The sequence below is a fragment of the Microbacterium sp. M28 genome (assembly GCF_025836995.1).
Classification (GTDB): Bacteria; Actinomycetota; Actinomycetes; order Actinomycetales; family Microbacteriaceae; genus Microbacterium.
Window position 1 is genome coordinate 3,020,310 of sequence record NZ_CP107546.1, and the last position, 13,821, is coordinate 3,034,130.

The window sequence follows — 13,821 nt, forward strand, 5'->3', positions numbered from 1 at the left end:
CACTCGCTCGTCGGGCGGGGTCCACGAGGGCCCCGCCCGACGAGCGGACAGGGATTACTTGGCGGTCAGCTTCGTCAGCACCTGCACGACGGCCGGCTGCGTCGGGTCACCGGACGCGTACTGGTCCTCCTCGCTCGGCCAGCCGACGTAGTTGCGGGTGTTGAACTCGCCCAGCAGCGGGTGCGCTCCCAGCGGGATCGCCGGCACGTTCTCGGCGAAGGACTTCTGCAGCACAGCGGATGCCGCAGCGCGGTCCTCCTCGGAGGCGGCGTTGGCGTAGGTGTTCAGCGCCTCGGTCACCCCCGGGTCCTCGAAGCGGCCGAAGTTGAACTGCGCCTTGTCGTCGACGATCCACTTCGGGTCCATGGTCGAGGTGTACAGGCCGTAAACGTTCCCGGTGTCCTCGAGCCAGTGGATGATCGCCTGGAAGGTGCCTTCCTGACGGGCCGCGTCCCACCCGCCCCAGTCGGGCTGGTCGACCTTGACCTCGATGCCGAGCGCCTCGTCGAGCTCCTCGGCCAGGAGCGCCTGCTCGGTGTTCCAGTCGCTCCACCCGGCGGGGACGGAGATCGAGAACGAGACGGGCTCGCCATCGGGATCGATGAGCTTGTCGTCCTTCCAGGTGTAGCCGGCCCCCGTGAGGACCTGCTTGGCCTTGTCGACGTCGATCGAGTAGTTCTGGTCCTTGTACTCCGGGAGGATCTCGTCCTCGAGGAGCGTGCCGAGGCCGGTCACATTCCAGATCGGGTCGCTGGCGCCTTCACGCGCGATGTCGACGTAGGCATCACGGTCGATCGTCCACGCCAGAGCCTCGCGCAGCGCCGGGTCGTTGAACGGCTTGGTCTGCAGGTTGAAGAACAGCGTGCCGGCGCCGGCCGTCGGCGAGACGAGGAACTGGTTGTCCTCGTCGACGGAGAGGTAGCTCTCCTCGATCTGCGGGATGAACGCCTGCGCCCAGTCGGCGTCGCCGGAGGCGAGTGCCGTGGTGAGGGCCGCGTTGTCGCCATAGGAGACGTAGTGCAGCTCGGGCACGGCCAGCTCGCCGCCCCAGTAGTCCTCGTTCGCCGCGAGGGTGACGGACTCGGTGGTCCAGCTCGACAGCGTGTACGGGCCGGTGCCGACCGCGAGGCCATCCTCGGTGAGCGGGTCGGTGTTGGGGTCTTCGATGTTCTCCCAGATGTGCTTGGGCACGATCGGGGTATGAAGGACGCGCGCCTGCGAGGTGAACTTCGAATCGGCGAACTTCAGGGTGATCCTGTCGCCGTCGACCGTGGCGCCCTCGTACTTCAGCCCGGAAGAGTCGGTGAGCTTGCCGCTCAGGAACTGGTCGAACGTGAAGACGATGTCGTCGCCCGTGAAGGGCTCGCCGTCGCTCCAGGTGACGTCGGCGCGTGGTACGACCGTGAGCTCGGTGTAGTCCTCGTTCCACTCGACCGATTCAGCGAGCCACGGCGTGGTGCCCAGGTCGCCGGTGGGGTTCACAAGCGCGAGGGGCTCGAAGATGACCTTGGCGTAACCGTACTTCGACGCGGACGAGTCGCCCAGGTACGGATTGTGGGACTCGGTGGTGATCGCGCCGTCCGGCTTCGCGATCGTGAGGGCGGGCTGGTCGCCGCCGGCGTCGTCTCCGGTGCCACCGCCGGACGCGCATCCGGCGAGCACCGTCGCACCGAGCGTCGCGACGGCGAACGCGGCGATGAGGGACTTTCTGAGCTTCATTGCTTCTCCTTGGGCACGGTCTGTGTGCGGGGACCACCGCATGGGCGGCAGGGATTTCAAACTTACTGGCGAGAAAGTAAGCTGATGTGAGGTTACTCATTGGTAAGTTCGATGGCAAGTCACAGAACCGCAACGGAAAGAGCGATCGTGGTCAATAGCGAGGATGCCGTGCGCACCCGCCCCGCAACGCGCGCGAAGCGCGAGCAGATCCTCAAGGCGGCGGTGGAGATCTTCGGCAACAAGGGCTCGACGAACGGCACGCTCGCCGACGTCGCCGAGCAGGTCGGCATCACCCACGCGGGGGTGCTGCACCACTTCGGGTCGAAGCAGAAGCTGCTGCTGGAGGTGCTCGCATACCGCGATCAGGCCGACGTCGAGGATCTCGAGTCCAAGCGCATCCCGCATGGACCCGAGTTGTTCATGCACCTGGTCAAGACGGCGTTCGAGAACGAGAAACGCCCGGGCATCGTGCAGGCGTACACGGTGCTGTCCGCGGAATCCGTCACCGACGAACACCCGGGGCGCGAGTACTTCGAGCACCGCTACACCGTGCTGCGCAAAGACGTATCGGACGCCTTCGCCGATCTGTGTGCTCAGGAGGGCGTGACGGACACCGAGACGGTGTCCGCGGCATCCGCATCGATTCTGGCGGTCATGGACGGGCTGCAGCTGCAGTGGCTGCTGCATCCGGACGTCGTGGCGCTCGGCGAGGCGAGTGAGTTCGCGATCCGCGCGATCGTCAACGCCGTGGTACGCCCCGGCCCCGAACTGTCGACCTATGCCGCGCGCTGAGCGACGCGGCTAGGGTGAGGGCATGACCATCGACCTCGAGGCGCTGTACCTCGATCTGCACCGGCATCCGGAGCTGTCCTTCCAGGAGACGCGCACGGCCGGGATCGCCGCGCAGCACCTGCGCGACCTCGGCCTCGAGGTGGAGGAGGGCGTCGGGATCACCGGTGTCGTCGGGCTTCTCGCGAACGGCGATGGACCCACCGTGTGGCTGCGCGCCGATATGGACGCCCTGCCGGTCGAAGAGCAGACCGGCCTGCCGTATGCGAGCACGGCGACCGGCGTCGACCCGTCGGGGACGACGGTGCCGGTCATGCACGCGTGCGGTCACGACATGCATGTCACGGCGATGATCGGAGCGGTCGAGCAGCTGGTCGCCACCCGCGACGAGTGGTCCGGCACGGTCGTGGTGCTGATCCAGCCGGCCGAGGAGTACGGCGCCGGCGCACGGGCCATGCTGGATGCCGGGATCCTGGATCGCTACCCCCGCCCCGACATCGTGCTCGGCCAGCACGTCACCCCGCTGCCCGCCGGCATCATCGGCGTCCGAAGCGGCACGCAGATGGCGGCATCCGACGGTCTGACCGTGACCCTGCACGGCCGCGGCGGGCACGGCTCCCGCCCGCACACCACGATCGATCCCGTCGTGATGGCGGCGGCGACCGTCATGCGCCTGCAGACCATCGCGTCCCGCGAGACCGACCCTCAGGGCGTCGCGGTCGTCACGGTCGGCTCGATCCACGCCGGGCTCAAGAACAACATCATCCCGACCGAGGCCAAGCTCGAACTCAGCCTGCGCTACCCGGACGACGCATCACGCGCCGCCGTCCTCGCGAGCGTCGAGCGGATCGTGCGGGCCGAGGCGCTGGCTTCCGGCGCCGAGCAGGAGCCCGAGATCCGCACCGATCACACGCTGCCGCCGACGATCAATGACGCGGATGCCGTCGCTCGCGTGACCGCGGCGTTCCAGCGCGAGCTGGGCGAGACCTCGGTGATGGATCCGGGCATGATCACCGGCAGCGAGGACGTCTCGTGGTTCGCGAGGGATGCCGGCGTCCCCCTGGTGTTCTGGTTCTGGGGCGGAGTCGACCCGGCGACGTTCGCCGCGGCGACGGCGAACGACACGGTCTCGCACGACATCCCGACGAACCACTCTCCGCTGTACGCGCCGGAGATCCACCCGACCATCGAGGTCGGCGTGACGGCGCTGGCGACGGCGGCCAGGGAGTTCCTGGACTGAGGCACAGCCAGCGTTCACAACTCCTCAGAATCGCGGTCGGTGACGCACCGTGACCGCGCAATCACGCGGGTGAGCCGTCGACGGGTGGCGATCCATGAGGAGTTGTGGACGCCGATGCCGACAGACCGTATCCGGCGCCACCCCATTCAGACCTGGACGATGCGCGGCGGCGCGGGGGCGAGCTGACGGTTCGGCGATCCGTGCGCTTCGCGGTGCAGCCGCTCCATGCGGACGTCGAGCTCGGCGGCCGCGTCCGCGGCATCCGACAGGCTGCTCACCAGATGCGACGGCACCTGGTTCGAGAACTTGTAGTAGATCTTGTGCTCCAGGCTCGCCCAGAAATCCATGGCGATCGTGCGGAACTGCACCTCGACGGGGACGGACAGCGCACCGGTGGACAGGAACACCGGCACCTCGAGGATCGCGTGCAGACTCTTGTAGCCGTTGGGCTTCGGGTTCGCGATGTAGTCCTTGACGACGCGGACCGTCACGTCGTCCTGCGCGGTGAGCAGATCGAACAGCAGGTACACGTCGGCGACGAAGCTGCACGTCACGCGCACGCCGGCGATATCGGTGATCTCGGTGCGGATGCGTTCGAAATCCGGCTCGGCTATGCCCTTGCGGGCGATCTTCTCGACGATGCTGTCCGGCGACTTCAAGCGGCTCTTGACGTGCTCGATCGGGTTGTACGCGTGGTCGTGGGTGAACTCGTCCCGAAGGATCGAGATCTTCGTCTCGACCTCTCGCATGCCGAACTCGTACTCGCGCAGGAAGCGCTGGAACTCGTCACGGAGCTCCTTGGTCTGGCGTATCGAATCCTCGGAGACGTCAACGGTCGTCATGCGATCGACGTTACGGGTTCGTGATCGGAATGGGCTGTGCGTTCGCCCTCAGCATCACGGGATGTCCGATGACGTGGCATCCGCCCGGGCGTCGGTGAGCTCCTGACCCGACAGCAGTCCCGGCAGTCCTCGGCCGCGCCGGGTCGTGAACAGCAGCACGACGGCGAGCAGCATGAGCCAGGACGACAGCGCGTCGAACACTCCGCCCAGAAGTTGCAGAGCACCGATCCCGCCGATGCCACCCGCCCAGCGCAGAGCACGGGCGAGCGGGACGGGCATCCGCGCTCCTCGATAGCGCAGCTGCACGGCGAGATCGCCGACCGATCGGCCGGTGGCGAGGATCACGACGAGCCAGAGTCCGGATGCCGCCGTCAGGCTGACGAGCTCGGCGATCCGACCGTCGAGCACAGCCTGCCGATCCTGGACGACGTACTGCAACCAGACCTGGGTGACGACGCTGGTGCCGGTGACGACGAAGCCGAAGCCGAGCGCGTCGCACAGCATCGCGACGGCGCGACGCCCACGCGTCACGGGTCGCGGCAGCGCAGCATCCGGTTTCGCCGCCATGCCGCGCATCGATCGGGGCACGACGAGCGCGAGTGCCGACCCGATGACCGCACCGAGCGCGTTCGTCATCAGGTCACCGACGTCGAAGAAGCGGTACGCGCACGGGTACAGCCCCCAGACGCCGGTCAGCTGGGTGGTCTCGATCAGCAGCGAGAGCCCGAGGCCGACGAGCAGCGCCGCCAGGATGCCGCGGCCACCGAGGATCCGCAGGAACGCACCGAGGGGAACGAACAGCATCACGTTGAAGACGAGCTGCAGCAGCGCCGGCTGCGTCAACGTGTTCCCCGGGGCGGCGACGGCCTTCTGGATGTCTCGGACGACCGCCATCGGATCGGTGATGGCGCCGACGCAGCGGATCGTCTCGGGATCGGGCAGCGGCAGCAGCGTGTAGGTCCAGATCGCCCAGAAGTAGACGAGCGCGGCCAGCCAGAGCAGCGTGCGGCCGAGCGTCAACCGCCCTCGACGTCGGTAGCTGATCGCGACGAAGGGGACGAACAGCAGGATGCCGAACCCCACGCCGATCGCGATGGCGATGAACGCGAGCCAGACCTGATCCCCCACGGATCGAAGTGTATTGCAGCCGCTTCGTGAGCATCGTGCATGGGTACGACGCGAACGCGTAGGGAATCCGTGAGGACCGAACACGACGACCCCGCACCGGAGTTGTATCTCCCTCGTGCTCGATCTTCTCTATCTCGCGTTGACACTCGCGCTGTTCGCCGTCATCTCCTTCGTGGCGAAGGGGGTGGAGAGGCGGGGCCCCACTCCCGAGGCTCCGCCCAGCGGGAAGCGATGGGTGGAGAGGAGAAGGGGATGATCGTCTTCGAGATCGCGGCCGTGGGCCTCGCCCTGGCGGCCGTCGTGTACCTCGTCATCGCCCTCGTCCTCCCGGAGCGCTTCTGATGGCCGCCACGATCTGGCTCGGCCTGCTGCAGGCCGCGACGCTCATCGCCGTGCTCGTGGTGCTGTACCGCCCGCTGGGCGACTACATCGCCAGGACCTACGCATCCCCGCGGCATCTGCGCGTCGAGGGATGGGCCTACCGTGCGATCGGCGTCGATCCGGATTCCGAGCAGACCTGGCGGGCCTACGCCAGGGGCGTTCTGGTCTTCTCCGTCACCGGGCTCCTCCTCGTCTACGCGCTGCAGCGGGTACAGGCGCTCCTTCCGCAGTCGCTCGGGCTGCCCGCCGTCCCGGAGGGTCTGGCCTTCAACACCGCGGCGTCCTTCGTCGCGAACACCAACTGGCAGTCCTACTCGCCGGAGCAGACCATGGGCTACACGGTCCAGCTCGCCGGTCTCACCGTGCAGAACTTCGTCTCCGCCGCGGTCGGTCTCGCCGTCGCCGTCGCCCTCATCCGCGGCTTCGCGCGCCGCGGATCGACGACGATCGGGAACTTCTGGGTCGACCTCACCCGTGGCCTGGGGCGCATCCTGCTCCCGATCGCCGCGATCGGCGCCCTGGCCCTGATCGCCGGCGGCGTGGTGCAGAACTTCGCCGGATTCACCGACGTGACCTCCCTCTCGGGCGGTGCGCAGGCGATTCCCGGCGGCCCCGTCGCGTCGCAGGAGGCCATCAAGCTCCTCGGGACCAACGGCGGCGGCTTCTTCAATGCCAACTCCGCGCACCCGTTCGAGAACCCGACAGCCTGGACGAACCTGCTCGAGATCGTCCTGATTCTCGCCATCCCGTTCTCCCTGCCCCGGGCGTTCGGGCGCATGGTCGGCGACGACCGCCAGGGGTACGCGATCGCCGCGGTCATGGGCGTGATCTTCCTGGTGTCGACCTTCGCGCTCTCCGCGCTCGAACTCGCAGGGCGAGGCAGCGCTCCCGAACTCGCTGGGGCCGCGATGGAGGGCAAGGAGCAGCGCTTCGGCATCCTCGGGTCGACCCTGTTCGGAAGTGCCTCCACGCTGACCTCGACGGGTGCGGTGAACTCGATGCACGACTCGTACACCGCGCTCGGCGGCATGATGCCGATGCTCAACATGATGCTCGGCGAGGTCGCCCCGGGCGGCGTAGGGTCCGGCCTGTACGGCATGCTCGTGCTGGCCGTCATCGCGGTGTTCGTCGGCGGCCTGCTCGTCGGCCGCACCCCGGAGTACCTCGGCAAGCGCATCGGGCCACGTGAGATCAAGCTCGCCAGCCTCTACATCCTGGTCACGCCGATCCTGGTGCTGGGCGGCACGGCGCTGAGCTTCGCGATCCCCGGCATCCGGGACGACGTCGCCGGGACAAGCATCCTGAATCCGGGCGTGCACGGCATGAGCGAGGTGCTCTACGCCTTCACGTCGGCCGCGAACAACAACGGCTCCGCCTTCGCGGGTCTCACCGCGAACACGCCGTGGTTCAACACCGCACTCGGCATCGCGATGCTGCTCGGGCGGTTCCTGCCGATCGTGCTCGTGCTCGCGCTGGCCGGCTCGCTCGCCGCGCAGGAGCGCATCCCGGCGACCACCGGCACGCTGCCCACCCACCGACCGCAGTTCGTCGGCCTGCTCACGGTCGTCGCTGTCGTCATCACCGCCCTCACCTACTTCCCGGTCCTCACCCTGGGCCCCCTCGCCGAAGGACTCGTCTGACATGGCTCTGCTCACCTCCGCCCCCGAGAAACCGGATGCCGCGGCATCCGAACCGTCCGCCCCACGTCGCGCGTTCGACGGGCGTCAGCTCGTCCAGGCGCTCCCCGGAGCGGTGCGCAGACTGAACCCCGCCTCGCTGACCAGAAACCCCGTCATGCTGCTGGTCTGGGTCGGCGCCGCGTTCACGACCGTGCTCGCGATCGCCGAGCCCTTCCTGGCCGACGCCGCCGAATCGGGCGGGACTGCGATCCCGCCCGGCTTCACGTGGGGCATCGCGGCATGGCTGTGGCTGACGGTGCTGTTCGCGAACGTCGCGGAATCCGTCGCCGAGGGCCGCGGCAAGGCCCAAGCCGCGACTCTGCGCAGGACGAGGACCAGCACGCTGGCCCGTCGGGTGGTCGACTACGACGCGAAGACGGATGCCGCGGCCGTCCGTGCCCGGGCCGCCGACGTCGCGTCGGCGGAACTGCAGCGCGACGATGTGGTCGTCGTCGAGGCCGGTGAGCTGATTCCCGGCGACGGCGACATCATCGCCGGCATCGCCACCGTCGACGAGTCAGCGATCACGGGCGAGAGCGCACCGGTCATCCGCGAGTCCGGCGGCGACCGCAGCGCCGTCACCGGCGGCACGCGCGTGCTCTCCGACCGGATCGTGGTGCGCATCACCTCGAAGCCGGGAGAGACCTTCGTCGACCGCATGATCGCCCTCGTCGAGGGCGCGAACCGGCAGCGCACGCCGAACGAGATCGCGCTCAACATCCTGCTGGCGAGCCTGTCGATCGTCTTCGTCGTCGCCGTGCTGACGCTGAACCCGATCGCCTCCTACGCGGCGTCCCCGGTCAGCATCCCCGTGCTCATCGCCCTGCTGGTGTGCCTGATCCCGACGACCATCGGCGCGCTGCTGTCGGCGATCGGCATCGCGGGCATGGACCGCCTCGTTCAGCGCAACGTGCTGGCGATGTCCGGGCGCGCCGTGGAGGCGGCGGGCGACGTCACGACGCTGCTTCTGGACAAGACCGGCACCATCACATATGGCAACCGCCGCGCCGATGAGGTTCTGCCACTTGCGGGAGTCGACGCCGCCGACCTGCTCCGCACCGCGGCGCTCTCGTCGCTCGCCGACCCCACCCCTGAGGGCGCATCGATCGTCGACCTCGCGGCCGCCGACGGCATCCGCGTCGATGCGCCTGCGGACGGAGTCGTCGTGCCGTTCACGGCGCAGACCAGGATGAGCGGACTGGACCTCGCGGACGGAACACAGATCCGCAAGGGCGCCGGCTCGGCCGTGAGCGCCTGGCTCGGACGCGCGGATGCGGATGCCGAGCTCACCCGCACCACGGATGCCGTCGCCGGCAGCGGCGGCACGCCGCTGGTCGTGGCGGTGAAGGACGCAGAGGGCGCCGGGCGCGTGCTCGGCGTCGTGCATCTCAAGGACATCGTCAAGACGGGTTTGCGCGAACGGTTCGACGAGCTGCGCTCGATGGGCATCCGCACCGTGATGATCACGGGCGACAACCCGCTCACCGCCGCCGCGATCGCGAAGGAGGCCGGCGTCGACGACTTCCTCGCGGAGGCGACGCCGGAGGACAAACTCGCCCTGATCCGCCGCGAGCAGGAGGGCGGACGGCTCGTCGCGATGACCGGAGACGGCACGAACGACGCGCCCGCGCTCGCGCAGGCCGACGTCGGGGTCGCGATGAACACGGGCACGTCGGCCGCGAAGGAGGCCGGCAACATGGTCGACCTCGACTCGGACCCGACCAAGCTCATCGACATCGTCCGGATCGGCAAACAGCTGCTCATCACGCGCGGCGCCCTGACGACGTTCTCCCTCGCCAACGACATCGCGAAGTACTTCGCGATCATCCCGGCGATGTTCATGGGCGTCTTCCCCGGGCTCGCAGCGCTGAACATCATGCAGCTGCACTCCCCGGCATCCGCTGTGACGAGCGCGATCGTCTTCAACGCGATCGTGATCGTCTTCCTCATCCCGCTCGCGCTGCGGGGTGTCGCGTACCGACCGGCCGGCGCCGCGCAGATCCTGCAGCGCAACCTGCTCGTGTACGGCCTGGGCGGCGTGGTCGCCCCGTTCATCGGCATCAAACTCATCGACCTCGTCGTCAGCCTGCTGCCCGGCTTCTGAAACCCAGGAAGGCATCCCCATGTCCCAGTCCCGCACCGCAGTGCGCACCGTCGGCGTCGCGATCCGCGCGATGCTCGTCTTCACCCTCGTCCTGGGCGTCGGCTACACCCTCGTGATCACCGCAATCGGCCAGCTCGCCCTGCCATGGCAGGCGAACGGATCCCCCGTCACGGACGAGAAGGGCGCCGTCGTCGGCAGTGCGCTGATCGGCCAGTCCTTTACGAATGCCGACGGCGAGGCGCTGCCGCAGTACTTCCAGTCCCGCCCATCCGCCGCCGGGTACGACGGCCGCGGGTCCACGGGGAGCAACCTCGGGCCGGAGAACCCCGACCTCGTCGCCGCGATCGAGGAGCGACGGGCGGCCATCGCGGAGCGCGAGGGCGTATCGGTGGACGCCGTACCCGCCGACGCCGTGACGGCGTCCGGTTCGGGCCTCGACCCCCACATCAGCGCGGCATACGCGCTGCTGCAGGTACCGCGGGTCGCACAGGAGCGGGGGCTCGACGAGGCCGTGGTCCGTGACGTCGTGGAGTCTAGGATTCAAGGGCGGGACCTGGGATTCCTCGGCGAGGAGCGCGCCAACGTCGTGGAGCTGAATCTCGCACTCGATCGGCAGGAGGGGTGATGACCGGAGAGCGCACGTCGCGCCGGGGCCGCCTCCGAGTCCTCCTCGGGGCGGCCCCCGGTGTGGGCAAGACCTTCGAGATGCTCTCGGAGGGCAATCGCCTGCGCGAGGACGGGCTCGACGTGGTCATCGCGGTCGTCGAGACCCACGGCCGCAGCGCCACCGCCGCTCAGGCGGCCGGGCTGCCGCTGGTCCCGCGTCGCGTCGAGCAGCATCGCGGCGTCGAGCTCACCGAGATGGATGCGGCCGCCGTGCTCGCCCGGGCGCCGCAGATCGCGCTGGTCGACGAGCTCGCGCATACGAACGCGCCAGGGTCGCGCAATCCGAAGCGCTGGCAGGACGTGGACGAGCTGCTGGATGCCGGCATCGACGTCATCACGACCGTCAACGTGCAGCACATCGAATCGCTCAACGCCGTCGTCGAGAAGATCACCGGGGTCGCTCAACAGGAGACGATCCCGGATGCGGTGGTGCGCGGTGCCGACGAGATCGAGGTCGTCGACCTCGCCCCGCAGACCCTGCGCGACCGCCTGTCGGCCGGCCTGGTGTACCCCGCGGAGCGGATCGATGCGGCGCTGTCGAACTACTTCCGCCTCGGCAACCTCACCGCGCTGCGCGAGCTGGCGCTGCTGTGGCTCGCGGATGAGGTGGACAGCGCCCTGCGCACTTACCGCGCCGAGCAGGGGATCGAGGGCAGCTGGCAGGCCCGCGAACGGGTCGTCGTGGCACTCACGGGCGGAGCGGAGGGCGAGACGCTCCTGCGGCGCGGCGCCCGGATCGCCGCGCGGTCGGCCGGTGGCGAACTGCTCGCCGTGCATGTCTCCGCACAGGACGGGCTCCGTCGCGAGCTGCCCGGCGCTCTCGCGGCCCAGCGGACGCTGGTGGAGTCGCTGGGCGGGAGCTATCACCAGATCGTCTCCGACGACGTCCCCGAGGCGCTGGTGGAGTTCGCCCACACGGTGGACGCCACCCAGCTCGTCATCGGGGTCAGTCGTCGAGGACGACTGGCCGCCGCGCTGACCGGTCCGAGCGTCGGGACCGAGGTCATCCGCCGCTCCGGCGACATCGATGTGCACATCGTCACGCACGCCGCGGCGGGTGGACGGACCGCACTCCCCCGGATCACCGGAGGCGCGCTGGGCTGGCGTCGCCAGGTGCTCGGCTTCGCCGTGGCGCTGATCGGCGGGCCGCTGCTGTCGTGGCTGCTGTTCTCGCTGCGCAGTCCCGAATCGATCACGTCCGAGGTGCTCGCGTATCAGCTGCTCGTCGTGATCGTCGCCCTGATCGGCGGCATCCGTCCCGCGGTCTTCGCCGCAGTGCTGTCCGGGATCACGCTCGATGTCCTGTTCGTCGCGCCGCTGTACACCGTGACGATCGCGCATCCGCTGCACGCGGTCGCCCTGCTGCTGTACGTCACGATCGCGATCCTGGTGAGCATCATCGTGGACCAGGCGGCCCGTCGCGCCCGTGATGCGAATCGCGCCACCGCCGAGGCAGAGCTGCTCGCCTCGGTGGCGGGCAACGTGCTGCGCGGCGACAGCGCGGCACTCGCCCTGGTGTCGCGCACCCGCGAAGCGTTCGGGTTGAGCGGTGTGCGCCTGGTGGCAGGCAACGGAGACGTCATCGCGCGGGACGGCGAACCGCTGCGCGACGGACGATCGACGACCTATCCGGTCGGCACGGGCGCCAACGGCGAGCCCCGCGCCACACTGGAGCTGCACGGCGGCCCGCTGGATGCGCCGTCGCGGCGCCTGCTCGACGTCATCATCGCGCAGCTCACCGCCGCCATCGAGCACACCGACCTCAGCGCGACAGCGCGCGAAGCCGAAGCGCTGGCCGAGACCGACCAGGTGCGCAGCGCCCTGCTGTCGGCCGTGAGCCACGATCTCCGGCGCCCGCTGGCCTCTGCCGTCGCCGCGATCGGCGGTCTGCGCGGGGCCGGATCGCTGTCGGCCGAGGACCGGGCCGAGCTGCTCGCGACGGCGGACGAGAGCCTGGCGACGCTGACCTCGCTCGTCACCGACCTGCTGGATGTGAGCCGCGTGCAGGCCGGAGTGCTGGCGGTGTCGACGACGCCGGTTGACGCCGGCGGCAGCATCCTCGCCGCACTGGACGAGCTGTCGCTCGGCCCCTCGGATGTCGAGCTGGCCCTCGATCCCGCGCTTCCCCCGCTGCGCGCGGACCCCGTGCTGCTGCAGCGGGTCCTGGTCAACCTGCTCGCGAACGCGCTCCGTCACTCTCCCGAAGGCGAGCGGGTGCTGGTGTCGACGAGCCGACTGGGAGGGACCGCGGAGATCCGCGTGGTCGACCGAGGCGCCGGTGTCTCGCACGAACGCCAGGGGACGATGTTCGAGCCGTTCCAGCGGCTCGGCGATACGGACAACTCCACGGGGCTCGGCCTCGGGCTCGCCCTGTCCCGCGGATTCACCGAGGGGATGGGCGGTACCCTGAGCCCCGAGGACACCCCGGGTGGCGGACTGACGATGGTCGTCTCGCTCCCCCTCGCCGACGGGGAGCCCGAGCCAGGAGGAACCGCCGGATGAAGCTGCTCATCGCCGACGACGATCCGCAGATGGTGCGGGCGCTGCGCATCACGCTGGCCGCACACGGCTACGATGTGGTCGCCGCGCCGGATGGCGCCGCGGCGATCACCATGGCCGCGCAGACGCATCCCGACATCGTCCTCCTCGACCTCGGGATGCCGAGGATGGACGGCATCGAGGTGATCCAGGCGCTGCGCGGATGGACGACCGTGCCGATCATCGTCGTCTCCGGGCGCACCGGTTCCGCCGACAAGGTCGACGCTCTGGATGCCGGCGCCGACGACTACGTCACCAAGCCGTTCCAGGTGGATGAACTGCTCGCGCGTCTGCGCGCCCTGTCCCGCCGGACGACATCATCCACGGGCGAGTCGATGGTCTCGTTCGGGGACGTCCTGGTGGATCTGTCGACGCGTACCGTGACCCGAGGCGGTGATCGGGTGCATCTGACTCCGACCGAATGGCGGATGCTGGAGCATCTGTCCCGGCATCCGGGTGCACTGGTCACCCGACAGGAGCTGTTGAAGGAGATCTGGGGAAGCGAACAGGTCGCCGACTCCGGGTATCTCCGGCTGTACATGTCGCAGCTGCGCAAGAAGCTCGAGCACGAGCCGAGCGCGCCCGCGCACCTGCTCACCGAGTCGGGCATGGGCTACCGCCTGGTCCTGTGACGCCCGCCCCCGCTCCCCCTGCGCGGTGGCGGATGGCGGGAGGTGGCGCGATTCGCCGCATCCGCAGTCGCGAGGCGACCAAACGCGTCCCCTCTCGTGCGCG

At 69.2% G+C, this 13,821-nt stretch carries 11 protein-coding genes; 8 read left to right on the top strand and 3 right to left on the bottom strand.

Annotated elements, in window-relative coordinates; all coding sequences use genetic code 11:
* Window positions 1–54: 54 nt before the first annotated feature.
* The gene (locus tag OED01_RS14590; RefSeq protein ID WP_264156005.1) at window positions 55–1,719 is read right to left on the bottom strand and encodes an ABC transporter substrate-binding protein; all 1,665 of its coding nucleotides are present in this window, start codon (window positions 1,717–1,719) and stop codon (window positions 55–57) included.
* A 147-nt stretch (window positions 1,720–1,866) separates the two neighbouring features.
* Here OED01_RS14590 and OED01_RS14595 point away from each other — a divergent pair, with 147 nt between their 5' ends.
* Window positions 1,867–2,511, top strand: a complete 645-nt coding sequence (locus OED01_RS14595) for a TetR/AcrR family transcriptional regulator (protein ID WP_264156006.1) — start codon at window positions 1,867–1,869, stop codon at window positions 2,509–2,511.
* A gap of 22 nt (window positions 2,512–2,533) precedes the next feature.
* Window positions 2,534–3,748 (top strand): amidohydrolase, encoded by a 1,215-nt coding sequence (locus tag OED01_RS14600; RefSeq protein WP_264156007.1) that lies wholly within the window; start codon window positions 2,534–2,536, stop codon window positions 3,746–3,748.
* A gap of 146 nt (window positions 3,749–3,894) precedes the next feature.
* On the opposite strand, the gene OED01_RS14605 is transcribed toward OED01_RS14600, so the two are convergent.
* Window positions 3,895–4,590, bottom strand: a complete 696-nt coding sequence (locus OED01_RS14605) for a GTP pyrophosphokinase (RefSeq protein WP_264156008.1) — start codon at window positions 4,588–4,590, stop codon at window positions 3,895–3,897.
* A gap of 54 nt (window positions 4,591–4,644) precedes the next feature.
* Entirely contained in the window at window positions 4,645–5,718 is a 1,074-nt protein-coding gene (locus OED01_RS14610) for a VanZ family protein (protein ID WP_264156009.1), read from the bottom strand.
* Window positions 5,719–5,970: 252 nt separating this feature from the next.
* Here OED01_RS14610 and OED01_RS14615 point away from each other — a divergent pair, with 252 nt between their 5' ends.
* From OED01_RS14615 to OED01_RS14640, 6 genes are read left to right on the top strand one after another with little or no spacing between them, the layout of a single operon-like run.
* Entirely contained in the window at window positions 5,971–6,060 is a 90-nt protein-coding gene (locus OED01_RS14615) for a potassium-transporting ATPase subunit F (RefSeq protein ID WP_264156010.1), read from the top strand.
* Window positions 6,060–7,739: a potassium-transporting ATPase subunit KdpA gene (gene kdpA / locus OED01_RS14620; RefSeq protein WP_264156011.1), complete on the top strand. Its 1,680-nt coding sequence runs from the start codon at window positions 6,060–6,062 to the stop codon at window positions 7,737–7,739. Before OED01_RS14615 ends, kdpA begins: the two co-directional genes overlap by 1 nt.
* A 1-nt stretch (window position 7,740) precedes the next feature.
* Window positions 7,741–9,882, top strand: coding sequence for a potassium-transporting ATPase subunit KdpB (gene kdpB / locus OED01_RS14625; protein WP_264156012.1), 2,142 nt, complete (start codon window positions 7,741–7,743; stop codon window positions 9,880–9,882).
* A 19-nt stretch (window positions 9,883–9,901) separates the two neighbouring features.
* Window positions 9,902–10,507 (top strand): potassium-transporting ATPase subunit KdpC, encoded by a 606-nt coding sequence (gene kdpC / locus OED01_RS14630; protein ID WP_264156013.1) that lies wholly within the window; start codon window positions 9,902–9,904, stop codon window positions 10,505–10,507.
* Window positions 10,507–13,050 carry an ATP-binding protein gene (locus OED01_RS14635; RefSeq protein ID WP_264156014.1) on the top strand — a complete coding sequence of 848 codons (2,544 nt, stop codon included), beginning with the start codon at window positions 10,507–10,509 and terminating at the stop codon, window positions 13,048–13,050. The genes kdpC and OED01_RS14635 overlap by 1 nt, the downstream gene beginning before the upstream one ends.
* Window positions 13,047–13,718 carry a response regulator gene (locus OED01_RS14640; protein WP_264156015.1) on the top strand — a complete coding sequence of 224 codons (672 nt, stop codon included), beginning with the start codon at window positions 13,047–13,049 and terminating at the stop codon, window positions 13,716–13,718. Before OED01_RS14635 ends, OED01_RS14640 begins: the two co-directional genes overlap by 4 nt.
* Window positions 13,719–13,821: the final 103 nt, after the last annotated feature.

What these genes read in the sequence shown, in the direction of transcription:
- OED01_RS14590 (WP_264156005.1), bottom strand. Translation starts at nt 1,719, where the DNA reads ATGAAGCTCAGAAAGTCCCTCATCGCCGCGTTCGCCGTCGCGACGCTC.
- OED01_RS14600 (WP_264156007.1), top strand. Translation starts at nt 2,534, where the DNA reads ATGACCATCGACCTCGAGGCGCTGTACCTCGATCTGCACCGGCATCCG.
- OED01_RS14605 (WP_264156008.1), bottom strand. Translation starts at nt 4,590, where the DNA reads ATGACGACCGTTGACGTCTCCGAGGATTCGATACGCCAGACCAAGGAG.
- OED01_RS14615 (WP_264156010.1), top strand. Translation starts at nt 5,971, where the DNA reads ATGATCGTCTTCGAGATCGCGGCCGTGGGCCTCGCCCTGGCGGCCGTC.
- kdpA (WP_264156011.1), top strand. Translation starts at nt 6,060, where the DNA reads ATGGCCGCCACGATCTGGCTCGGCCTGCTGCAGGCCGCGACGCTCATC.
- kdpB (WP_264156012.1), top strand. Translation starts at nt 7,741, where the DNA reads ATGGCTCTGCTCACCTCCGCCCCCGAGAAACCGGATGCCGCGGCATCC.
- kdpC (WP_264156013.1), top strand. Translation starts at nt 9,902, where the DNA reads ATGTCCCAGTCCCGCACCGCAGTGCGCACCGTCGGCGTCGCGATCCGC.
- OED01_RS14635 (WP_264156014.1), top strand. Translation starts at nt 10,507, where the DNA reads ATGACCGGAGAGCGCACGTCGCGCCGGGGCCGCCTCCGAGTCCTCCTC.
- OED01_RS14640 (WP_264156015.1), top strand. Translation starts at nt 13,047, where the DNA reads ATGAAGCTGCTCATCGCCGACGACGATCCGCAGATGGTGCGGGCGCTG.